At 35.2% G+C, this 24,077-nt stretch carries 22 protein-coding genes, 1 other RNA gene and 1 pseudogene; 19 read left to right on the forward strand and 5 right to left on the reverse strand.

Features of this window, described 5'->3' with window-relative positions; translation table 11 throughout:
• The first annotated feature begins 166 nt into the window (after nt 1–166).
• Complete coding sequence (locus ACEWK1_RS09470) at nt 167–418, forward strand: biotin/lipoyl-containing protein (protein ID WP_416636077.1); 252 nt, start codon at nt 167–169, stop codon at nt 416–418.
• 94 nt (nt 419–512) lie between these two features.
• Here the strand turns inward: ACEWK1_RS09470 and ACEWK1_RS09475 are convergent.
• Nucleotides 513–1,874, reverse strand: a pseudogene (locus ACEWK1_RS09475) (YjiH family protein).
• Between the two features lie 406 nt (nt 1,875–2,280).
• On the opposite strand from ACEWK1_RS09475, the gene ACEWK1_RS09480 reads away from it, so the two are divergent.
• Complete coding sequence (locus ACEWK1_RS09480) at nt 2,281–3,378, forward strand: GntR family transcriptional regulator (RefSeq protein ID WP_416636079.1); 1,098 nt, start codon at nt 2,281–2,283, stop codon at nt 3,376–3,378.
• 56 nt (nt 3,379–3,434) lie between these two features.
• On the forward strand, nt 3,435–4,157 hold the full coding sequence (locus tag ACEWK1_RS09485; protein ID WP_416636080.1) for an HAD family hydrolase: 723 nt from the start codon (nt 3,435–3,437) through the stop codon (nt 4,155–4,157).
• Nucleotides 4,158–4,189: 32 nt separating this feature from the next.
• Here ACEWK1_RS09485 and ACEWK1_RS09490 read toward each other — a convergent pair whose 3' ends face one another.
• Nucleotides 4,190–4,450 carry a small, acid-soluble spore protein, alpha/beta type gene (locus ACEWK1_RS09490; protein WP_416636081.1) on the reverse strand — a complete coding sequence of 87 codons (261 nt, stop codon included), beginning with the start codon at nt 4,448–4,450 and terminating at the stop codon, nt 4,190–4,192.
• Between the two features lie 150 nt (nt 4,451–4,600).
• On the opposite strand from ACEWK1_RS09490, the gene ACEWK1_RS09495 reads away from it, so the two are divergent.
• The 16 genes from ACEWK1_RS09495 (at nt 4,601) to ssrS (ending at nt 20,575) form a co-directional block, all read left to right on the forward strand.
• Nucleotides 4,601–4,831 (forward strand): hypothetical protein, encoded by a 231-nt coding sequence (locus tag ACEWK1_RS09495; RefSeq protein ID WP_416636083.1) that lies wholly within the window; start codon nt 4,601–4,603, stop codon nt 4,829–4,831.
• A 174-nt stretch (nt 4,832–5,005) separates the two neighbouring features.
• Nucleotides 5,006–6,199, forward strand: coding sequence for an alanyl-tRNA editing protein (locus tag ACEWK1_RS09500; protein ID WP_416636084.1), 1,194 nt, complete (start codon nt 5,006–5,008; stop codon nt 6,197–6,199).
• Between the two features lie 667 nt (nt 6,200–6,866).
• Nucleotides 6,867–7,592 (forward strand): RraA family protein, encoded by a 726-nt coding sequence (locus tag ACEWK1_RS09505; RefSeq protein ID WP_416636085.1) that lies wholly within the window; start codon nt 6,867–6,869, stop codon nt 7,590–7,592.
• Nucleotides 7,593–7,690: 98 nt separating this feature from the next.
• Nucleotides 7,691–8,554: an NAD(P)-dependent oxidoreductase gene (locus ACEWK1_RS09510; RefSeq protein WP_416636086.1), complete on the forward strand. Its 864-nt coding sequence runs from the start codon at nt 7,691–7,693 to the stop codon at nt 8,552–8,554.
• A 44-nt stretch (nt 8,555–8,598) separates the two neighbouring features.
• The gene (gene rpiB, locus ACEWK1_RS09515; RefSeq protein ID WP_416636088.1) at nt 8,599–9,084 is read left to right on the forward strand and encodes a ribose 5-phosphate isomerase B; all 486 of its coding nucleotides are present in this window, start codon (nt 8,599–8,601) and stop codon (nt 9,082–9,084) included.
• 104 nt (nt 9,085–9,188) lie between these two features.
• Complete coding sequence (locus ACEWK1_RS09520; RefSeq protein WP_416636117.1) at nt 9,189–10,499, forward strand: ABC transporter substrate-binding protein; 1,311 nt, start codon at nt 9,189–9,191, stop codon at nt 10,497–10,499.
• A 123-nt stretch (nt 10,500–10,622) separates the two neighbouring features.
• A complete protein-coding gene (locus ACEWK1_RS09525) occupies nt 10,623–11,513 on the forward strand; it encodes a carbohydrate ABC transporter permease (RefSeq protein WP_416636089.1) in 891 nt (296 codons plus the stop codon).
• 10 nt (nt 11,514–11,523) lie between these two features.
• Nucleotides 11,524–12,432, forward strand: a complete 909-nt coding sequence (locus ACEWK1_RS09530) for a carbohydrate ABC transporter permease (protein ID WP_416636091.1) — start codon at nt 11,524–11,526, stop codon at nt 12,430–12,432.
• A 120-nt stretch (nt 12,433–12,552) separates the two neighbouring features.
• A complete protein-coding gene (locus ACEWK1_RS09535; protein ID WP_416636092.1) occupies nt 12,553–13,575 on the forward strand; it encodes a LacI family DNA-binding transcriptional regulator in 1,023 nt (340 codons plus the stop codon).
• Between the two features lie 64 nt (nt 13,576–13,639).
• Entirely contained in the window at nt 13,640–14,335 is a 696-nt protein-coding gene (locus ACEWK1_RS09540) for an RraA family protein (protein WP_416636093.1), read from the forward strand.
• A complete protein-coding gene (locus ACEWK1_RS09545; RefSeq protein WP_416636094.1) occupies nt 14,313–15,413 on the forward strand; it encodes an Ldh family oxidoreductase in 1,101 nt (366 codons plus the stop codon). The genes ACEWK1_RS09540 and ACEWK1_RS09545 overlap by 23 nt, the downstream gene beginning before the upstream one ends.
• The gene (locus tag ACEWK1_RS09550) at nt 15,407–16,600 is read left to right on the forward strand and encodes an iron-containing alcohol dehydrogenase (protein WP_416636095.1); all 1,194 of its coding nucleotides are present in this window, start codon (nt 15,407–15,409) and stop codon (nt 16,598–16,600) included. Before ACEWK1_RS09545 ends, ACEWK1_RS09550 begins: the two co-directional genes overlap by 7 nt.
• Before the next feature lie 22 nt (nt 16,601–16,622).
• The gene (locus ACEWK1_RS09555; protein WP_416636096.1) at nt 16,623–18,122 is read left to right on the forward strand and encodes an aldehyde dehydrogenase family protein; all 1,500 of its coding nucleotides are present in this window, start codon (nt 16,623–16,625) and stop codon (nt 18,120–18,122) included.
• A gap of 90 nt (nt 18,123–18,212) precedes the next feature.
• Complete coding sequence (locus ACEWK1_RS09560) at nt 18,213–19,346, forward strand: glycerate kinase (protein WP_416636097.1); 1,134 nt, start codon at nt 18,213–18,215, stop codon at nt 19,344–19,346.
• Between the two features lie 15 nt (nt 19,347–19,361).
• Entirely contained in the window at nt 19,362–20,324 is a 963-nt protein-coding gene (locus tag ACEWK1_RS09565) for a 2-hydroxyacid dehydrogenase (protein WP_416636098.1), read from the forward strand.
• 62 nt (nt 20,325–20,386) lie between these two features.
• Nucleotides 20,387–20,575: non-coding RNA, 6S RNA (gene ssrS, locus ACEWK1_RS09570), on the forward strand.
• A 181-nt stretch (nt 20,576–20,756) separates the two neighbouring features.
• Here the strand turns inward: ssrS and ACEWK1_RS09575 are convergent.
• The 3 genes from ACEWK1_RS09575 to ACEWK1_RS09585 form a co-directional block, all read right to left on the reverse strand.
• Nucleotides 20,757–21,914, reverse strand: a complete 1,158-nt coding sequence (locus ACEWK1_RS09575) for an ROK family protein (protein ID WP_416636100.1) — start codon at nt 21,912–21,914, stop codon at nt 20,757–20,759.
• Between the two features lie 351 nt (nt 21,915–22,265).
• Entirely contained in the window at nt 22,266–23,168 is a 903-nt protein-coding gene (locus ACEWK1_RS09580; RefSeq protein WP_416636101.1) for a VanW family protein, read from the reverse strand.
• Nucleotides 23,169–23,175: 7 nt separating this feature from the next.
• Nucleotides 23,176–24,021 carry a hypothetical protein gene (locus tag ACEWK1_RS09585; protein ID WP_416636102.1) on the reverse strand — a complete coding sequence of 282 codons (846 nt, stop codon included), beginning with the start codon at nt 24,019–24,021 and terminating at the stop codon, nt 23,176–23,178.
• Between the last annotated feature and the right edge of the window lie 56 nt (nt 24,022–24,077).

Consider the following 24,077-nt stretch of genomic DNA (forward strand, 5'->3'; position numbering starts at 1 on the left):
GAATCTTTTAATCAGGTCTATGAACTTGCTGAGACTCGAAAAGTTAATATGAGATTAGCGGCCTATATGGTTGGAGTTCGAATGATGGCTGAAGCATCAAGATATAGAGGATGGATTTAAGAAAAGGCTTTTTATACTTGTTATAAAAGAGGAGTGGAAGGTTATTATGAATCCTATTTATTCTATTGAAAGTCTTGATGATGGAGTCGTTAACCAAGTTTGTATTCATGAAAATGAGTATGTTTATGAATGGGAACCACTTTTTCAGATAAAAACAGATAAGGGAAATGTAATTGATATAACGATTGGTGCCAGTGGACTAGTAAAGGATATTTCTGTGAAGGTTGGAGATCCTGTATACAGGTGTTCGTTATTAGCTAAATTACATGATGATAATAAAATTACTGGGTCTGATTAATTTAGAAGATCAAGACGCTAAACAACAATGAAGAAGCCCTATTCCAAATGTGGAGTAGGGCTTCTTCGGTCTATTTATCGGAGCAATATAGTGATTAAAATACGATGTGTGCCATAAGCACAATAATTGGTAGAGAAATAATTGTTCGTTGAAGGAAGATGATTACTAAATCAAGGAAAGAAACCGGTAGTTTAGATCCTAACAGCAACCCGCCGACCTCTGACATATATATTAATTGAGTGATCGATAAACAGCCAATGACAAACCGTGTCATTTCACTTTCAATTCCACTACCAATGATAGCAGGCAAAAACATATCTGCAAATCCAATCACCATTGTTTGTGATGCTTCTGCAGCCTCAGGAATTTGCATAATCTCTAATAATGGAATAAATGGGGTACCAAGAATACTAAATAATGGTGTATATTCAGCAATGATTAGTGCAAGTGTACCGATTGCCATAACAATTGGTAAAACACCTAACCACATATCAACTACATTTTCAATTCCACCTTTTAAGATATTCGAATACTTCACTTTTTTTGCTTCTTGAACAGCACGGTTAACCCCCTATTTGAAAGTTGAGATACCAGGTGGAATTAGCTCATCTTCTTTTTCGACTTCGCCAATGTAAGTATTGGATTTGCGTGATAAGGGAGGAATTCTTGGACTAATAAGTGCACAAGCGATACCTGCAAGTACAATAGTAAGATAAAAACTACCAAAATATGCTTCTAACTCTAAATACGACATAATGACGATTGTAAAGGTAATTGATACAACGGAAAAGGTTGTTCCGATGACCGCCGCTTCACGTTTTGTATAATATCCATCTTCATATTGTTTATTAGTTAAAAGTACTCCAATTGTACCATCCCCGAGCCAAGAAGCTAAGCAATCAATAGATGATCGTCCAGGAAGTGTGAAAAGTGGTCTCATAACCTTTGTGAAAAGTGACCCACATAACTCTAATAATCCAAAATCAAGGAGCAACGGTAGAAAAACACCTGCAAATAGAAATACTGAAAACAAGACAGGAATTAAATCGTATAGAAGCAACCCACCTGTATTTTCATTCCAAATAGCTGAAGGACCTATACTAAATAAAGCAGAAACTGAGAAAATCATACCTAATGCTCTCATTATTTGCCAAATCCAGGACACATTAAATAGTTTATTTAGGAATGGTTGATTAATGATTTTTTTTGGTTGAAAAACTTTCGTATACAAAGAGACTACAGCAGTTAAAAATATAATAAAAGTTGCGATATAGGGTAGTGTATCTCCAAATAGAGTTTGAATAAAGTTTGCTAGTAAAGCAACCGTAACTGAAATCTCTCCGTTAATTGATATAGGAATCACAAAAAGTAAAATTCCTATTAAAGAAGGAATAATGAATTGTAAATAATCAATTGTCTTATATGTATTTCTTTGATCAACTTCCTTTTTTAACATTTTTTCCACAAAAACACCTCTCCTTTTATACGTGTTTCTCAGACGTATTTGCCAACCTTAAGTTTGAAACTAGTTTAGGATTTTAATCGTACATAAGATAAAAACCCTAATTAATTTCTAGGTAAACCTACTATCTAATTTCTACTAAATATTATGCAATTTTTATGCCAAGAAAAGAACCAGTCTATTTTCTCACTTATTTGATTTGAAAGAAAGATAAAATGCCAAATAAGGTGGCATTTAAGTGCAAAAAAATTTTGCTGATGAAATGTAAAATAAGATGAATATATATACCAGTTTGCTATTAAAATTTACATTTTATTAATAGTGCTTAGTAGTATATAATAATGAAAGAAGTTGTACGAATAAGTTACACGGTAACATACAAGCTGAAAGTGGTGACATAATGGCGCAACAAACGAAAGTCGGGATGGTAAAACAAAAAATTAAAGAATGGATTAATGAGGGCAAGGTTTCCCCAGGTGAAAAGATTTATTCGGAAAATGAACTTGTAAAAATGTTTGAAGTTAGTAGACATACAGTTAGACAAGCTGTAGGAGATTTGGTACACGAGGGGTATTTATATCGAGAACAGGGTGCGGGAACTTTTGTCGCAAACCGCAGGACAGAAGCTAAACGTATGCCTCCAACTGGTAAAAATATTGGCGTAATAACAACATATATTACTGATTACATATTTCCATCCATTATTAAAGGAATTGAATCACATCTATCGCAACATGGTTACTCTTTAACCTTTGCTTGTACTGATAACAATCCCGAAAAAGAAAGACAATGTCTTGAAACAATGATAAATCGAAATGTGGACGGCTTGATTGTAGAACCTACAAGAAGTAGTAGCTACAATCCAAATTTACATTACTATTTGCAAATGGAGCAAAATAATACACCTTTTTTAATGATCAATCAGTACTATCCACAATTAAATCCACCACATATTATTTTAGATGATGAAAAAGGTGGATACATTGCAACAGATCATCTAATAGGACTAGGCCATCGAAAGGTGATCGGCCTATTCAAAAGTGATGATATTCAGGGCTTAAATCGTATGCAAGGGTTCATCAGAGCTTTTAGAGAAAAGAATATCGCGTTCTTTCCTGAAATGATTATTACTTATACAACCGAGCAAAAAGAAGAGGTATTTCTTAACAAACTTAAAGGTGTTTTATTATCTGATGAAAGACCAACTGGAATTGTTTGTTATAACGATGAAATAGCCATAAGTGTTCTTAACTTATTGCGTGAACTAGGCTTAAAGGTTCCTAATGATATTTCTATTGTAGGATATGATGATTCTTATTTAGCAGAAGCTTCTGAAACAAAGATTACATCTGTAACTCATCCAAAAACGGAAATGGGAATTGAGGCGGCAAAATGGGTTGTTTCTGCAGTAGAAAATAGAGAAAAAGCTGGTACTTATCAAAAAGTATATCAGCCTGAATTAGTTATTCGAAGTTCAACCAAAGCTATTTCAAAGTAAAACCTATTGTTTTTTTATTATATAAAAAGGGATATAGAAATACGGGAGTGCGAGATATGAATAGTATAAAAAGTGCTGAAGCTGTCTTTTTCGATTTGGACGATACTTTATATGATTCGTTATTACCTTTTCAAAACGCCCTTGAATATTATCAAGTTGGTTTACCTCGTTCAAAGGCAGAGGAATTTTATAAAAAAGTCAGGCATTACAGTGACGTTCTTTGGAAGGAACATGTAAAAGGTGAAATAAGTCTTGAAGAGTTAAGAATACAACGACTAATACGTTCATTTTTAGATTATCAAATAATTATTACAAACGATCAAGCAATTGCAATACAAGAGCGTTATGAACAAGAGCAACAACAAATAAAACCATTTGAATCTGTGTTCTCATTGTTAAAGCAATTAATAGAAACAAAAACGCTCGTTGGAATTATTACAAACGGACCTGTTGATCATCAAATGAACAAGTTAAAGGCATTAAAAATAGATAAGTTAATCCCAATCCAACATATTTTTATTTCGGATGGAATTGGAATGGCAAAGCCTGATAGCCGAGTGTTTGAGCATGTTCGTATGAAAATAAAAATTGACCCAGTGAAATGTCTATACATCGGAGATACTTGGGAAAATGACATTGTTCCTCCGATTGAAGTAGGATGGAAGTGTATTTGGTTTAATCATCGAAATCGACAACCACAAACAAAGCATGTACCAAATGAAATCATTATGAATGAAAAAGAGTTTTTACTATTTGATGAAAAACAAGGGCGTTATTAAACCCTTGTTTTTTCTGTTTATAAAAAAATGATTCAATGCCGCCCTTCTTTGTTCAACTGTTCCTCAGCCAACTTAATCATTTCTCGGACCATATTGCCACCCAGCTTGCCACCAATTTTTCCAGCTTGTTTGGATAATAAGTTTCCATTGTCCCCCTCATGTAAAGGGATACCTAATTCTTTTGCTGTTTCATATTTAGCATGCTCGAACTTTTTTGTATTTGCAACTCTTGCTTTTAATTGGTTTACTTGCTCTCTTGCCTCAGGGACAAGTATCTTATTTCTATTTGCCATAATATAACCCCCCTTGATATCAGTTTCCCTTTCGTAAGTTTTTTCTATGAGAAGATATTTTATTAAAATTTTTTCTGTAATAAATGAATGATTTTTATTACTTAATAGGTCAACAATAAAAAATATTAGTAAGAAAAAGGAGGTTTTCCAATGGAACATTGTCATGATTTCTTAAAGAGTAAAAGATGGCTTGATCAAGACCTTGATTCAAGATATATAAATGTTGATCATCCTTATGCAATATTGCTTTCAGAAGATGAGGGACAAATCACATTAAGAGGAAATGCAGGAGAAGATAACGGTCAAAACGGAGAAGAAATATTCACGTTTACAACTTTGGAACATTTACAGGAGTGGTTTGAGAATAATATAGGCGAGTAGTCCCGAAGATCTCTTGTTCTTGTGCTATAGTAAAAATAAAGAAAACTCGTCAGTTGAAAAGCATGTGTTGAGTGTTGCCAATACGCTTTTTTCTTTAAGCCGGAAACACGTTTTTTTATGATTTGTGCTGAACATGTTTTCTTTAATAAAGATTTGTAGAAGAGAGTGGGCTATATGACTAAAAAGCTATACTACGAAGATGTTTACCAAACTGAATTTTCATCTAAAGTGATCAAACGCGACCGTGATGAATCTGGCTATTTTGTTGTATTACAAGAAACTGCCTTTTATCCAACAGGTGGTGGTCAGCCATTTGATAAAGGAACATTAAATGCTATAAACGTGCTAAATGTGGAAGAGGTTGATGGTGAGATTCGTCATTATGTGGAAACTAGTATAGATGTGGAAGAAGTTAAGGGTGTGATTGATTGGGAACGTCGGTTTGATCATATGCAACAACATGCTGGGCAACATATTCTAACTGCTGCTTTTGAGGACAACCTAGGCTATAAAACATTAAGTTTCCATCTAGGTGAAGAAACATGTACGATTGATATTGATACATCATCCCTTACAGATGAAGAAATACATAAAGCAGAAAAACTAGCAAATAAAATCATCTTAGACAATAGGCCGATTTTGACAAAATGGGTTAATAAGAAAGAGGAATTAACAGGTTTTCACCTTCGCAAGGAACTATCTGTAAGTGAACAAATTCGTCTTGTTATTATTCCAGAATTTGATTACAACGGCTGTGGTGGGACTCACCCTAGATCAACAGGAGAGGTTTGTTTATTAAAAATACTAGCATGTGAAAAACAGAAAAAATATACGCGTGTTCATTTTGTTTGTGGTGATAGGATAGCGAGACAGCTCCAAGAAAAACAAGAGGTTCTCAAAAAATTAACAACACAACTAAGTTCTCCTCAGCAACTAATTGATAAAGCAGTTACACGTCTATTACAACAAACAAAAAGTTTTGAAGAAAAGATAGTGAACCTGCAAGATAAGCTTCTACAATATGAGGGAAAAGAACTACTAGAAAAAGCGGAAGAAATTAATGGTGATTATATTATTCATTCGGTTTTTCAAAACCGTACAATAAATGAACTACAACTTCTAGCAAAAGAGATTGTTGAAGCAAATCAAAATATTATTGTTCTTTTTGTTAATGATGATCAAATGAAGCTGCAGGTTGTTTGCGCGAGAAGTGAGGATATTGATATCAATTTAAATCAATTATTAAAAGGAGTATTACCTTCTATAAATGGTAAAGGAGGCGGGAAGCCCTCATTTGTCCAAGGTGGAGGAGAACGCAGTATATTACCAGAAGTACTGCTAGATCATCTAATAAAAGGTTTATCGTAAATACTATGAAAGATCTGATATCAAAAAGTCAGGTCTTTTTTTCTTGGTTAAGGAAATGCGTAAAGGCTTCTGTAAACGAAATAATACTTACTAAAAATTATTGCTGTTTTATCTTTTTATAATAAAATATTTTGCGTGGTTTAAGTGTTTTTCAGTGTGATGAATAATTTAAGTTAGTCAATAAAAAACTATAGTGTTTTTATAGACTAACTTATCATTACCTCTATAACTTATCAGTAGAGTGAAAGGAAAAATATAATTTTATTAAAACAATATAATTTGAGCAATTATTAAAAAATTCAGAAAATTATATTGACTTTATTTCTGAGAGATTGTAAGGTTTTAAGTGTAAGGGGAACGGTTTCCAAAAACGATTTCCAAAATCGGTCTCCTAACTTTATTCCTAGCAATCATTCCAGTTGCTCATCCACTATATAATACACCTTTATTCTTCTACTTTCATTCATCTTTTGACTACAACATTATTCACATCATGAATTTCCTACAAGTGTCAATCTAACTTTTATTTTGATTATTTTTAAAGCGTTTACATTTAAAGGAGGTGAACTCACTTCGTCATTGGACTTATATAAATTAATAGTTTCGTTAGTTAACTAAAGCGCTACAAAGTAGAATGGGAAAACTTTAAACAAAGGGAGAGGTTTACATGTCAGTAAATGAAACAGTTGAAAATAAAAATCAATTAGATGATCGTGCTGAAATACTAGAATTATATAAAGATTTACGTGTAACAGATGTTCGCGATGGAATGGACTGGGTTGGAATGCATGGATATGGAACAGTTAGTCATGAAATCAAACCGTTGTTCCGTACAAAAGTAGTCGGAATAGCACGAACTGCTCGTTATATACCTTTCGAGGGTCCAGCACCAAAAGTAACTGGTGATGAATACACAGCATGGGTGAAATGGTATTATAGTGAGGTTTGTAATGATCCTTGGGGTCAAGATATTGAAGAGGGAGATTTTGTTTGCCTTGATGTAGCTGGAATTGATGTTGGACTTCTAGGTTCTAACAACACTTTAGACTTTAAAGGTAAAGGTGCTAGAGGCTATTTAACAAATGGTGGTGGAGTAAGGGATACAGATGAAGTAATTATGCAGAAAATCCCGGTATGGTCAAAATTTGTTTCTCAAGGAATGGATCAAGCACGAATCCGTTATCAAGAAAAAGATATTCCGATTTCAATCGGAGGAGTTGCAATTTATCCAGGAGATGTAGTCGTTGCTGACGGAGATGGAGTTGTTGTAGTACCTCGTAAACTAGCAAGAGAGGTAGCAAGATATGCACATCAAGAGTTACAAGGTGATAAAGAAGGAAGAAGAAGACATTATGAAAGGTTAGGCATTGAGTTAGACGAAACAGTGTTATAATCTTCTGTTTATTTCATAACTTCTTGAAAAAATATACTTACTAATTTTGAGGACTGAATCCTATTTTGGATCAGTCCTCCACATGAAGGGAGTATAAAATGAGGATAAAACGAATTGGCTTTATTGGTTTAGGAGCAATGGGGTTACCAATGGCAAAAAATTTATTAAGTAAAGAGTTTGAATTACATGTGATTGCACATCGTAATCGACAACCCGTTGAAGAATTAAGAGCATTAGGTGCGACAGAGCATTCTTCATTAACTGATATATTCGCATTATGTGATTGTATCATTAGTATTCTACCAACTGATAAGGAAATGGAAAGCGTTCTACTAAATGAACAAGCACTTGAAGTGATAAATCCTGATAGTGTTCTTATTGAAATGACATCAGGGTCACCAGAAATGATGAAGAAGGTTCATGCTATATATCAGAAAAAAGGCATTCCTGTTTTAGATGGTCCAGTTAGTGGTGGAACTGTTGGAGCTGAAAATGGAACGTTAACTGTGATGGCTGCTGGGGATAAAGAAGTTCTTGAGAAAACAAGGCCAGTACTAGATGCAATGGCAAAAAATATTTACCTGGTAGGATCCGTTGGTGCTGGAAAAGCCATTAAAGCAATCAATCAAATGTTAGCAGCGGTTCATATGGTAGCTTCAGCTGAAGCAGTAGCACTGGCTGAAAAGCTTGAAATAAATATGGATAGCTTAAAAGAAGTGGTTGGAAGTAGTTCAGGTGCTTCTTGGATGCTAGCAAACAAGATGGACAGTTTGGTAAACCGAGACTTTACTCCAGGCTTTAAGCTTAATTTAATGAAAAAAGATGTGACAATTGCAGTGAAAGAAGGTCAAGACAAACAATTACCACTTGCAAATTATGTCCTCGAACTTTTTGAAGAAGCATCAGCAGAATTAGGAGAGAAAGATTTTTCAGCAGTTGGTAAATCATCACTATCTTCATAAGGAAGATGGTGATGATAGGATTTCATTTTGACTGGAGATTGAAGATGAAGATAGCTCTTGGAAGTGACCATTGTGGTTTTGAAATGAAAAAAACGTTGATGCCTTTTTTTCAAACCCTTAAGTGTGAAATTTTAGATTATGGCTGTGATTCAACTGAACCGGTAGATTTTCCAGACATTTCACAAAAAGTTTGTGATGCTGTAAGAAATGGCCATTCCAAAAGAGGAATATTAATCTGTGGCACTGGTGTAGGAGCAGCCATTGCAGCAAATAAAATACCAGGTATTCGTGCTGCTGTATGTCATGACTTTCATTCAGCACATCAAGCTGTAGAACATGATGATGTAAATGTTATGTGTGTAGGGGCTCAAATTGTTGGACCTTGGCTAGCAGAAGATTTAATTAGAGCATTTCTTAATGCAAAATTTAGTACGGAAGATCATTTTGTGAGAAGAGTAAAAAAGCTACAGCAACTGGAGATTGCTGCAGCAAAGGAATATCTCTCACAAGAACCTAGAAAATTCTTGTAAGAACATTATATCAAACTTTTAAAATTATAGCTCTTAATCACTAATCATAGAAGAAACGCTATACAAAATAAAAAAACTAAATGAGGTGAAAGGTTTTGAGGAAAATGAAAGCGTTTTTAACGTTGCTATTATCGGCTTTTTTAATCATAGGTATAGTTGGTTGTTCCGGTGGAAAGACAACATCAAATAACGAATCAAACGGAGAAGGTTCTAATGAGGAGCAAGTTGAAATCCGTTTTTCTTGGTGGGGTGACACAAAACGTAATGAAGTATACAACGCAATTGTAGACCGTTTTGAAGAAGAGCATCCAAATATTAAAGTTAAACGAGAATTTGGGGGTTGGACAGATTATTGGGATCGTCTTGCTACTCAAACAGCCGGTGGAAATGCACCTGACGTAGTAAGTATGCACCAATTTTATGTATCTGATTATGCACGACGCAATGCATTGCTTAATTTAGGTGAATATGTTGATGCAGGTAAGATTAACTTAGAAAATTTTCCTGAATCTACTATTAATAGTGGTAAAGTTGGCGACAATCTTTTCATGGTAGCAAAAGGGGTAACAATGTCAGGGTGGGTGTATAACACTGCGCTATTCGATAAGCTTGGCGTTGAATACCCAAACATGGACTGGACTTGGGATGACTTCCAAGAAAAAGTGAAGGAAATTCATAAAGCATCTAATGGAGAAATATGGGGTTCAGCAGATATGAGTGGAGGTCAATTGCAGCCAAATCTACGCTACTTCTTAAGACAAAAAGGAAAGGATTTATTTGATGATGAAGGCAAAATAGCTTTCACAAAAGAAGATGTTGTTGAGTGGTGGACTATGTGGGATAACTTGAGAAAAGAAGGAGCAATTCCAGATGCAGCTACATCAACAGAGTATGAAGGTGCTCCTTTAGAACAAAATTTATTTGTTACTGGTAAAACAGCAATACAACAATTACCGGCTAACCAAATTTATCTATATCAACAGCAATTTAATGAAGGTGAAATCCAAATTGTAAGAATGCCACATATTGATGGTGGACAAAACGGTGAGTACATTGAAGGAGCGTATTTAAGTATTACAGAAAAATCTGAACATCCTGAAGAAGCAGCCATGTTTATTGACTTTTTTGTAAATGCAGAAAAAGCTCTTGAATTATTCAAAGTTGAACAAGGTGCACCAGGCTCAACAAAAATGCAAGAATTTGTTAAGCCATTATTAGATCCAGCGCAACAAAGAGCAGTAGAGTTTATTCAAGAGGCTGTTGAGTACGGTGAGCCTGCACCATATGCTCCACTAGGTGTTAATGAAGTAGAGCAAGCTTTCAAAGATAATGCTAGTGCCATTTCATTCGGACAAAAAACTGTTGAAGAGGCAGCAGAAGATTTTATGAACACTGCAGAAGGAATTTTAAAATAATGACCTATATATCTCTTATTGCTTAAATGATTGTCAAAGGAGGTTAACTTGAATGACTGGACATTTTAAATAATGCTTAGAAGAGTCCATTCAAGTTAACCTCATAAAATATGGAGGGTTACTATGAAAGCTCTAAAACGAAGTTGGGAGAAGAATTGGGTAGGATATTTCTTTTTAACACCTTGGTTAATAGGTTTACTTGGATTAAGTGTCATACCAATGGGGGCATCTCTTTATTTTTCTTTTACTAGTTATGATATGTTCACAGCTCCTGAGTGGATCGGGTTGGCAAACTATTTGGAAATGTTTCAAGATAGCAAATGGTTGAATAGTGTAAAGGTAACATTAAAATATGTGTTCATAGGGGTACCTCTACAGTTAGGTTTTGCTTTAGGAGTAGCTGTTCTATTAAACCGTGGTTTAAGGGGTTTACAAGTATATCGTGCTATCTATTATGTACCTTCTTTATTTGGAGGAAGTGTTGCCATCGCGTTACTTTGGCGCCAATTATTCGGTGGAGATGGATTAGTGAATAGTCTTTTAGCTATTATCGGTATTGAAGGCAAGAACTGGATATCATCACCCGATACAGCTTTGTATACGTTAATCATACTAACAATCTGGCAATTTGGTGCTCCGATGGTTATTTTCCTCGCTGGACTAAAGCAAGTTCCGGTTGAATTATATGAATCTTCTAAGATAGATGGTGCAGGTCCAATTAGACAGTTTTTCAGTATTACACTTCCATTAATTACTCCTATTATTTTTTTCAATCTTGTTATGCAAATCATCAATGCTTTCCAAGCTTTTACCCCGGCTTATATTGTGAGTGGTGGAAGTGGTGGGCCGCTAGATTCCACTTTGTTTTATACGCTGTATCTTTATCAAAAAGGATTTACACAGTTTCAGATGGGATATGCATCAGCAATGGCATGGTTCCTATTAATTTGTATATCAATTGTTACGGCACTCGTCTTTGTTTCTTCAAAAAAATGGGTGTACTACCAGGAATAGAGGTGATGAAATGGAAACAAATAAAGCATCAGATTCTCTTAATTCTGTGACAGCTTTTGAACGGGACATCTACACTGAAAAGAAAAAGCTAAAACCTAAGAATATCGGATTACATGCTGTTATTATTTTGATCGGTGTTATTATGCTCTATCCACTTCTATGGATGGTAAGTAGTTCTTTTAAGGAAGCAACCGAAATTTTTAAAAATATCTCTTTTTTACCAACAAGTGTTACATTTGAAAACTATGTTGAGGGATGGTCTGGTCTTTCAGGAGTTTCATTTAGTAAATTTTTTCTGAACACATTTATCTTAGTTGTATTTTGTATTATTGGAAATGTAATTTCTTGCTCAATGGCAGCTTACGCTTTTGCAAGATTAGAGTTCACCTTAAAGAAAGTATTATTTGCAATCATGCTAGTAACAATGATGCTTCCTTTCCATGTTACAGTAATTCCGCAATATATAATGTTTAATAAGCTTGATTGGATTAATACCTATATACCACTTATTCTCCCAAAGTTTTTAGCAGTTGACGGGTTCTTTATTTTCTTAATGGTTCAATTTATTCGTTCAATTCCTAGGGACTTAGATGAAGCAGCAAAGATAGATGGTTGTGGACCAATTAAAATGTTCTATAAATTAATAATGCCTTTAGCCTTACCAGCTGTTATTACAACAATAATCTTTACCTTTATTTGGACTTGGAATGATTTCTTTAGCCAACTTCTATACTTAAGTGATATTAAGTTATACACTGTTGCCCTTGGTTTAAGGATGTTCTTAGATGCAATGGGACAAAACTCTTGGGGAGCGTTGTTTGCAATGTCTACACTCTCACTAATTCCATTGTTTATCATCTTTATCTTTTTCCAAAAATATTTAATAGAAGGTATTACAACAGGAGGAGTAAAAGGCTGATTTTAAATTATAAAAGTTCAGTTAAATGCTAAATAAATTAACCTTTCACTTTAAGAATGCTAGATTATTAGGTTATTGGTTATTGTGTATATGTAGTTGTATGGAAAAGAGGTTAATAAAATGAAGGTAACGATTTCTGATGTGGCCAAGAAGGCTGGAGTTTCTAAGTCAACTGTATCTAGAATTATAAATGGAAATCATGAACAAAACACAGAAGAGACAATTCAACGAGTCTTAAAAGTGATAGAAGAATTAGATTATAAGCCGAATGCTTTAGCAAGGAGTTTAAAATCAACAAAAACAAATGTGATTGGAATTATTTTATCAAACTTACAAAATCAGTTTTGGTCAAATGCTCTAGAGGGTGTTGAAGATACTTGTAGAAGTTTAGGCTATAACTTAATGATTTGTAATTCGAATGATGAAGGACAGCTTGAAGAAGATCATATCCGTTCTTTTCAAATGAGGCAGCTTGATGGGTTAATTATTAATCCTACATTAAAGAATAAACAATTGTATCAGAAATTAATGGAAGATGGTTTTCCATTTGTCTCTATTAATCGAAAAATCTACAACCTAGATGTACATGTGGTAACGGTAAATAACATTAATGGTGCAAATGTTGCTATTCAGCATTTAATAGATTTAGGAAAAAAGAAGATTGCTATTTTTTTATATCCTCCAGCTGAGATTAGCCCTAGGTTAGAACGATTGGAAGGCTATAAAAGAACTCTCTTAAATAATGGTATTGAGATTAACCAATCTCTAATTCAAATTGTAGGAGAAGAAAAAGGGGAAGTGGAAGAAGCTGTGAAAGGGCTAATTCATTCTAAACATATTCCCGATGCAATCTTTTCAACGAACAACATGATGACACTTGAAATATTAGAAGGTATAAAAAATCAGGGGCTGAAAGTGCCGGATGATATAGCTTTGGTAGGTTATGATGAAACAATTTGGGCTAAACATCTATATCCTCCACTTACTACAGTGAAACAACCTGCATATGAAATGGGAAGTTTTGCTGCAAAAAAGGTTATTCAATTAATTGAGGCCTCAAAGGATGAAGTACAACTTCCAAAGGTTGTATCACTAGAACCAAGTTTGATTATACGTGAATCTTGTGGAGGAAAACATTCTTAATTTTGGACCGGATGGATTGAGGAATTGTGGGGTTCACTCTTTAAAATAACAGGGAGGGGTATTTGTGAGTAATATAGGGTTTCGAATTTTACCGATCAAACGAAAAGTTGATAAAGAATTAGTTGAGGAATTCCGAAATGTGGTAACACCACATATCAGTGATAATTTAAATCGAATACATGCAATTGGTTCTAAATTACGTCCATATCATAAAGAAGGAAAATTAGTTGGTACAGCCATAACAGTTAAAACTAGACCTGGTGACAATTTGTTAGTGCATAAAGCAATTGATATTGCAGAGCCTGGTGATGTGATAGTAGTTGATGCTGGAGGAGACACAACAAATGCAATTGTTGGGGAGATTATGCTACGTATAGCAAGAAGAAATGGAATTGCTGGATTTATTATTGATGGAGCAATACGTGACACGAAGGCTTTTATGGAGGGAGACTTCCCAGTTTATGCTGTAGGAGTAACACACAGAGGTCCATATAAGGACGGACCAGGTGAAATAAATGTTCCAATATCAGTAGATGGAATGTGTGTTAATCCTGGAGATTTACTTATTGGTGATGAAGATGGTATTGCTGTGGTACCTGTGGAATCTGCAAGGGACTTGTTAGTCAAAGTTAGACAACAAGAACAGAAAGAGTTAGAGATTTTTAGATCAATTGATAATAACACTATAGATCGAAGTTGGATAGATGAAACTCTGAAGCAGAGAGGTTGTGAATTTAATGACAATACCCACAAGGTATGATTGGGGAAAATTACAGAATTTTTGCTCAGAGGTATTTATTCAAGCTGGTGTAGATAAGGAAAGTGCCCAGGTAGTAGCTGAATCTTTAATTCAAGCAGATTTAAGAGGTGTAGATTCTCATGGGGTGGTTAGGACTGCCATTTATTTAAAAAGAATAGAGAATAAAATGATTAATCCATCTGCTGAAATTTCAATTGAATCTGAAGACGATGCAGTAGTATTGATAAATGGAAACAATCATTTAGGAGCTGTTGTTGGAACGAAGGCCCTGGAGATTGCTTTACATAAGGCACAAAAAAAGGGTGCTGCCATTGTTGGTGTAAAAGGATCTAATCATTTTGGGACTGGTGCCTTTTACTTACAAAAAGCCATAGAGAAGAATATGATCTTAATGGTTTTATCAAATGCATCACAAACAATGCCACCAACAGGAGGGATAAGACCATTTATTGGAACAAATCCCCTAGCAATTGGGGTACCAGCTGGAGAAGAGAATCCCTTTCTTTTAGATATGGCAACAAGTGTTGTAGCCCGTGGGAAAATTATTGTGGCAGCTCAGAAAGGAGAAGACATTCCTTTAGGATGGGCAATTGATAAAGATGGAAATCCAACAACGAATGCAAACGATGCACTAGAAGGATCAGTTTTACCTGTTGGTGGTCCTAAAGGATATGGGATCTCCATGTTTATCGATATTTTAGCAGGTGTCCTAACAGGGGCGGGATTTGGCAAGTATGTAAATAACATGTATGAAAATTGGGAAGAACCACAAAATGTAGGGCATTTCTTTTTAGCTATTGATATAGATCGATTTATGCCGATTGAAACATTTAAAAAACGAATGGATCTTTATATTAGAGAAATAAAAAAAGAACCAAAAGCTGAGGGTGTCGAAGAAATTTTTATTCCAGGAGAAATTGAGAAGAATAAAGTAATAGAACGAATGAAAAATGGAATTGAATTACCGAGTAAGGTTGTTGAGGAGTTAATAGAGATAGGTACTCGCTATAAAGTAGATTTATATAAAGCTGCAAAAACCGATTCTTATCAACATAAGGAGGCATTTAACAAATGTTAACATTATCTTCGTTTCGCTACGAAATTCCAACAATAATCGAATTTGGGAGAGGATCTGTTCATGATTTACCTAAGCATGTGGAAGCTTTAGGAGGAAATAAGGCTCTAATTGTAGGTGATCCAGGTGTTCTACAAGCAGGTATTGTAAGTCGAGTTGAAGATCCTCTTGAAAAATCTGGAATTCCATACATGACTTTTACAGATGTAGGTGTAGAAGCTTCAATTGAATCGGTAGATTATGGAGTTGAGATGGCAAAACGTTCTGGCTGTGATATCGTCATTGGTGTTGGAGGTGGAAGTGCTCTAGATACAGCAAAATCAATTGGAATCATGCTGAAACATGGTGGTAATATAAGAGATTACATTGGTCTAGATAAAGTACCAAGCCCCGGAGCTTCTGTTATTGCCATTCCAACCACTGCAGGAACAGGAAGTGAAATGACAAGGTTTGCGGTTTTATCAGACAAAAAAGCAAAGGCAAAATTAAGTGTTGGTAGTATGTTTGCTTGTCCAACTTTAGCATTATGTGATCCAGAACTTACCACTTCATTACCACCACATATAACAGCGGCCACAGGAATGGATGCGCTTACTCATGCTCTAGAATCTTTTGTAAATAAAGCAACTCAACCAATCTCTGAAGGTTTATCTATTCAATCTATGAAACTTATTTCGAAAAGTCTTAGGTTGGCAGTTATTCAGGGAGAAAATATAGATGCTCGTCAAGATATGCTAATGGCAAGTACAATTGCTGCAATGGCTTTTAATTCAACTCGTCTTGGTTTAGCCCACGCGTTGGCTATTCCTTTAGGGGCCCATTTCAAAATTCCACATGGTGTTGTTAATGCCATTTTATTACCAGAAGTTATGAAGTTTAATATTATTGGAAATACAGAAAAATTTGCTGAGATAGCAAGAATTTTTGGTGAAAAAACAGATCACCTTTCAACAAGAGAGGCAGCTGAGCGAGCGGTTGTTGCAATCAAACAATTAAATGAAGATATTGGAATTACCCAAACGTTATCAGATTACGGAGTTGAAGAACAGCACCTCGATCTAATCGTAGAAGAAGCAATTCTTTCAGGAAATGTACCAGTAAACCCTGTTAAACCATCAAAAGAGGATTTGAAAAATATTTGTCGTGGCGTTATGAGTAAAAGCAATAAAAAAGAAGTGATAATTGGTTAATTATGAAAGAAGGGATGATTTCATGATTTCAACATCAAATACAAACATGCTTAGTTGGTTAGAACAAAATGTAGGTAAAACATATGGAAATTTTATTAATGGGAAATGGATTAATAGTAACAGTGGTGAAACATATCCTATTTATAATACTGCTAAAAAGAATCAAATTCTTAGTTTCTTTCAAAGATCTACTAAAGAGGATGTTGACAGTGCAGTAGAGGCTGCAAATACATCATTTAACAGCTGGGCAAAAGTACCTGGGCCAGATCGTGGAGCCATCCTTTATCGTTTTGCTGATTTACTTGAGCAAAATGCGGAAGAATTAAGTTATATGCTTTCGGCTGAGCAAGGGAAGTCATTGGGGGAATCAAAAGGTGAAATACTTAGAGCCGCAAAAGAGGCTCGGTTTTGTGCAGGAGAAGCATTTCGAATTGAAGGAAACACTTTACCAGGTGAGAGGTCTGGGGTTAACGGAGTAACTATTAGGCAACCTATTGGTGTAATCGCAGCCATTGCGCCATGGAATTTCCCGGTTGTTACACCTGTTAGAAAAATTGCACCAGCTCTTGCATATGGATGTACAGTTGTCTATAAACCAGCTTCAGCAACTCCATGGACATCAGTACGTATAATGGAGTTACTAGATGAGGCTGGTGTACCAAAAGGAGTTGTGAACCTGGTTGTTGGTAGTGGGTCATCAGTAGGGACTCCATTAATTGAACATCCATTAGTAAAAGGAATTAGTTTCACAGGTTCTACTAAATTAGGAGTGCAAATAAATGAGAGTGCAGCTAGAAGATTAGTGAAAACTCAACTTGAACTAGGAGGGAAAAATCCTGCTGTTGTTCTAGATTATGAGAATTCTGATGATGTAGCTAAACAAATCGTTGCCGCAGCTTTTGCATGTAGTGGACAAAGATGTACCTCAATTAGTCGAGTTATTGTCGTAAAAGAAAAAAAGCAAGAGCTTACTGAAGCATTATTAAAAGAGCTAAGGCAAATTAAAGTTGGTCCAGCCTGGGAAAAGGATGTAACAATGGGTCCTTTAGTTAATCAACAACAACTAGATTCTGTACAGGACTATTTAAAGATCGGCCTAGAAGAAGGGGCTAGATTACGTTTTGGTGGTAAGGTATTGACTGATGAAGTGTATGAAGAAGGTTCATATATGCAGCCAACTTTATTAGATCAAGTTACCCCACAAATGAGAGTGGCACAGGAAGAAATATTTGGTCCAATATTATGTGTTATTGAAGCGGAAAGTCAAGAAGAAGCATTTGATATAGCAAACTGTATCAGCTATGGTTTGGCAGCATCCGTCTTTACAACTAAATTCTCAGCCGCACACACATTTGCAGAAGAAGCTGAAGTTGGAATGGTTCACGTTAACCATGGAACCGCCAGTGCTGCGCATATGCCATTTGGAGGTTGGAAACAGTCAGGGTTCGGTGCGTATTCAATTGGAAAATCTAATAGCGAATTTTATACAAATCTAAAAGCTATTTATTATCAATTTTGTTAAAAACATTCTGGTAAAGTAATCGGTATAATACCGATTGCTTTTCATTTTTATTCTTATTCCATATGCATATTTAATTAAAGGGGGATGCTTGTGAAGATTGTAATAGCACCAGATTCATTTAAAGGTTCTATTTCGGCACGAGATATTTGCTATGCAGTTGAAAAAGGAATCCGAAGAGTTCTATCAAAAGTAGAGATAACTCATGTCCCCTTAGCAGATGGAGGTGAAGGGACAGCTGAGAATATAGTAGCCGCTTCTAATGGTCACTTCATTTATACAGAGGTATGTGGACCTTTAAATAAACCAGTTCAAGCAGGTTATGGAGTGTTAGGAAACCAATCAACAGTTGTGATTGAAATGGCACAGGCCTCTGGATTACCACTACTAAATGAGGATCAAAGAAACCCATTAATTACTACAAGTTACGGAACTGGTGAACTTATTAAACATGCATTAGATGCGGGTTATAGACAATTTATAATTGCTTTAGGTGGAAGTGCAACAAATGATGGCGGAGCAGGAATGCTTAAGGCACTTGGTGTAGATTTTTTTACGAGTGATGGTCATATCCTTAAAGGTGGTGGAGCTTCTTTAAGTGAATTATCATACTTTGATGATTCGAACCTAGATCCACGTTTAAATGATTCTACTATATTAGTTGCAAGTGATGTGACAAACCTCTTATGTGGACCAACTGGAGCAACAGCAGTTTTTGGTCCTCAAAAAGGTGCAACATCTGAAATGATAGAACAGCTTGATCAAGCTTTATTTCATTTTAGTGAAATCGTATTGAAGCAAAAAGGAATTAATATGAGAGAGCTAATTGGTGGAGGGGCAGCTGGGGGGATGGGAGCTGCACTAATTGCCTTCTGTCAAGCGCAATTAAAATCAGGGATTGATGTTGTCTTAGAAGAGATTGGGTTTACTCAAATTTTAGAAAATGTTGATCTACTTATTACCGGTGAGGGAAAACTTGATTCTCAAACACTTTCTGGAAAAGTGATAAAAGGTGTTTCTGACCAGGCTAGAAGTAAGCAGATACCAATTATAGCTCTTTGTGGAGCAGTAGACTTAAGTCAGGAAGAATTAGAGGAGCTAGGAATATTAGCTGCTTTTTCAATTGTGCCAGGTCCATGTTCCTTACAAGAAGCTTATAAGTATTCTGAGAAGTGGATCGTAGACAAAACTGAATCGATATTCAAAATACTTAACCTTACTTTATAAAAAGGAGCGAAAAGGGTGAAGCCGAAGGTATATATCACGCGAAAGATTCCTATTGATCTATTGGTAGAGTTAGAAGCTGTTTGTGAAGTGGATATATGGGAACACGAAGATATTCCTGTTCCACGTCACGTATTGGAAGAAAAAATTGTAAATATCGATGGACTTTTTTGCTTATTAACAGAAACGATTGATCAGTCTTTACTGGATAAAGCAAATACTTTGAAGATTATCAGCAATATGGCTGTAGGATATAATAATATCGATATTGAAGCGGCTAAAAAAAGAGGGATAACCGTTACAAACACCCCAGGAATTCTTACAGAAACAACTGCGGATCTTACTTTTGCACTCTTAATGGCTACTTCGAGACGGTTAGTGGAGTCCGCAGACTATCTTAAAAAAGGTGAATGGAAAACATGGTCACCTATGCAATTAACAGGGCAAGATGTGCATGGAGCAACACTTGGTATTATTGGATTGGGTAGGATTGGTGAAGCGCTAGTTAGAAGAGCAAAAGGATTTGATATGACTTGCATCTACTACAATAGAAGTAGAAAGCCGGAAATTGAAAAAGAATTGGGTGTTGGATATGCAGTGTTAGATGAACTTTTAAAAAGGGCTGATTTCATTTGTATACTTACACCATATACTAATGAAACAAAAAACCTAATAGGGACAAGAGAGCTCTCATTGATGAAAAGTACGTCAATTTTAATTAACACTGCTAGAGGTGGAATTGTTGACGAGATAGCATTGTATGAAGCGTTATCTACAAAAAAGATTTGGGCTGCTGGTCTAGATGTGTTTGAAGAAGAGCCAGTAAATTCTAACCATCGACTTCTATCTTTACCAAATGTAGTTGCTATACCACATATCGGAAGTGCTTCTGTAAACACAAGACGAAAAATGGCTAAACTAGCAATAGAAAATTTGTTATTGGGAGTTAAAAATCAAACACCAAAAAGCATAGTAGTCTAATCTGCACATATTGTGGAAAAATCTCCTATTGCATTCACCTACTATTTCTAGTATTATAACAATACAAGCTGCGCTGTACGCATTCTTTATAAAGTTTTAACCTTTAAGCTGAAATAGGGAGTTTTACATTGAAGACGGACTATCAAGCCTCCATTACGTTGAGGACGATATGAAACCTTCTGCGAACACCCACTTGTAGGAGTGGTGGTTTAAAACTCTATAACTTACGATGCGGCAATCGCGGCTCCTTACTTTAACATTTAATCCGGTTCCCAATGGGAACCGGATTTTTATTTATGTTTGTAATCTATAGGGTGTCTTTTGAAGTTGTCTTAACTGAATTGGAATGCATTTTACATAAAGAAAAACCGATTCTAAGAATCGGCGATTTTCTTAAGGTCTAACATAACTATCTAGGAATATGACAAAAACTTAATAATCCTGTAGTTCCCGCTGTATAAAGCTTTCAGTTGTAATGGCTGCTACTCCTAAAGCTGCTGAATGAGTGGAATGCTTAGAAAAACTAATTTTTAGATCTTGTTGTTGAAAAGATAGAGAGTGCGAATAAATAATATCCAACATAGATTGCTTTATCAATGTTTGGGCCATTGCTAACCGATTTCCTATAATAATTTGTTCAGGGTTAAAGGTATTTATAATATTATTAATTCCATATCCTATATATTGACCTGTTTCTTTAAAAAGCGTGATTGCTTTTTCATCTTGGTTTTGTGCTTTATCTATTAATGATTCAAGGGTTGCATCAGAGCCAGCTCTTTTTAAAAGAGCATGTTCAGATGCATAAGCTTCCCAACATCCTTTACTTCCACAGCTACAAGGGACCCCATTCATATTAATGACCATATGGCCCATTTCGCCAGAGAAACCATTGAGTCCTTGATAGAGCTCATTATTTAATATAAGCCCAACACCAATTCCGATTCCTGCGCTTACATAAACAATATTCTTATAGTCCTGACCAACTCCAAATTGCTTCTCGCCATACGCTCCAGCATTTGCTTCGTTCTCAACGATAACAGGAACCTGAAATTCTTTTTCTAGGAGGGTTTTTATATCACAATTTTTCCAACCAAGATTTGGAGCAACTCGTATTTCGCCTTGTTTATCAACGATTCCAGGTATACCTATGCCAATTCCAATTATTCCGTAAGGTGTTTGAGGGAGATCTTTTATAAGAGAATAGATAACCTGTTTTATTTGTTCTATGACATCTAAGAAAGTGTGTTCCTTTACTTTTATTGTTTCTTCTAACAATATCTTTCCTTTCAGATCTGTTACAACTCCCAAAACATAATTAACACCCAAATCAATGCCGATAGAATATCCAGCATTTACATTGTAGTGAAGAAGTACAGGGCGTCTACCTCCACTTGATTCTCCTGGTCCTGATTCATAAACTAGATCTTTAGATAACAGTTCGTTCACAAGGGAAGAAACAGTGGCTTTATTTAAACCTGTTTGTTGAGCGATATCGGCCCTGGAAATGGGCTCCTCATTTGTTATAGTTTGAAAAACAAGCAAGGTGTTATTTTTCTTCACAATTTGTTGATTCCATGTAAGTTGACTCAAATTTTTCACCTATTTCAAAAGTTTTCGGATGAATATAATTATAATATAAACTTAGTTTAATCGGCAGACAAACCCTGTTATTTCATATAATAATAATAGCTTCATGTATTTAGGGGTTCTGGCAAGTTAATAACTAAAGGGTCATCAATACATATAATGCAGCAAGTATTTTTTCCGTTAATAGAATAAGAGGGTTATTTTGTAAGGGTTCACTTAAACAGGATTATAACATGAACAAAGAGCTTTTTTTCATTTTTCTGCTATTTAGTTAAAATGCATAAGGAATAAGATCAGATTCGAATTAGTAAACTGATCTTTATTCCTTTTTTAGAAGTACTTTGACTTCATTAGTTATAATCTTTCCTCTTCTGGTAATTGATTTGGAGCACTTTGAATATTTTGTTGCTTAATTTCTAATGTTTCTGAAGAAAATATTTTTATTATTAGTTGTCCTCCGTATACTTTAGATTGAATAAGCAATGGTTGATTATGTTCGTTTTCAAATGTAAAATCAGGTCCATACCAGCTGACAGTGGCATCGCGTTTTGAAGGAACATATGGGACTCTACGACTATGGGAGTATCGCTCAATAATTTTTACTCCGGCTCGGTCAACTGCATTAAACAAAGTTGAGGAAACTTGGCAAATACCTCCACCAATCCCTTCTGAGAGTTCCCCTCTTACAATTACCGGAGCAGGTAAATAGCCTTTTTCAATTGTTCGTTTACCAACAACAGCATTGAACGAAAAAGTCTCTCCAGGGAAAATAACATGGTTATTAATTGCTTCGGATGCTAACTTAATATTATGTGACCGTTCCATGTTTCTACTATTAAAATAAGTTACGTAATGGCTAATTAATTTTGCTTTAATAGATGTGAGAAGTTCACTGTCAACCTTTGGATAGATTGTTTTGACAGGCACTTCAATAGAGTTTGAGCCTTTTTGCAAATATGTAACATAAACATTTGCTTTCCATTTTTCTTGATCAAGTTTATGCCCCATTTCTTCACTCTTTATTTGACCATGTTCATCTAAGTATGCATTAGATGGTGGTTCATAAACAACTGATTCTAAAGAAGCTGTAAGTTCATCTAATTTTTCTTGGTCTATAAATTCTCCTTCAAAGGATGGTATAGCCAGCTCTGAACGATGAAGAGATGTTATTTCTTTCCCTTCAAAGGTAACAGATAAATGTTCAGATTGGACAGAAGGCTGTACCATAATCATAAAAATTGCTAAAAGAAATTTCATAGAACGCTCACCTCCCTGTTTCATTTAATTCAATTAAGAATGGATCTCTTAATACTTTCCATGGAGAAAAAAGTGAAGTTCTTATTAAGGTGAAGGTTTGTGTAATCTTAACAGGACCAATTTCATCAAGGTATATTTTTGTTTCAACGGGAAAAGACGATATTAATGAGGAGTCATGATCGTCTTGACTCTTTTTTATTGTCCATTTCATCCCTTCAATATTGTCGAGAACTTTATAAGAGCTATCATTCATATTCATATTTGAAATGCTTATTCCTTTCATTAAATCCTTGTCATGATTTTTCGCTGTAATAAGAAAGATATTTAGTATTTCTTCCGCTGAAAGTGAAGCTGTATAATCATCGAATTTCCCAGCAGCTTTTAAAATCATAACATGATGGGAAAGGTCAAATTTTCGGGTGCGGTGCGTTGTACTGCCTGAGAAATGGATGCAAAAATGTCCCGGAAATCCATTTTGTATTGCTCCCGCTCCGTGGGGCATACCATGCATCGATGCGGGAATTAACTTATCTTCCGTGAGAATATAAACTGCTCTTCTTCGCCAACTCCATTTTCCATCATAAATACTCTTCATTTTTTTCGTGTCATTTGTTGTTAGTGGTTGTACATCTGCATGACCACTTCCGGCTCTTCTTTGAACATTAAAGCTTTGTCCGCTAGCAATATCAATAACAGTAAATGTTGATTTTCTTGGAATAATTTCTTTTACTTCATCCCAACTTAACAACTCTGGTTGAAAACTGATGTAAGGAGGTGGTTGATCATTTGCTGCTAATGTTTGTTTGTTGGAAAGAGATACAAAAAGAAAAATAAGTAACAATGTTTTTTTCATAAAAAGTCACTCCAAATTAACCTTGTTTCATTTATTTTGTGTAAAAAACTCTAGAA

The sequence above is a fragment of the Metabacillus sp. YM-086 genome (assembly GCF_048059995.1).
Lineage (GTDB): Bacteria > Bacillota > Bacilli > Bacillales > Bacillaceae > Metabacillus > Metabacillus litoralis_B.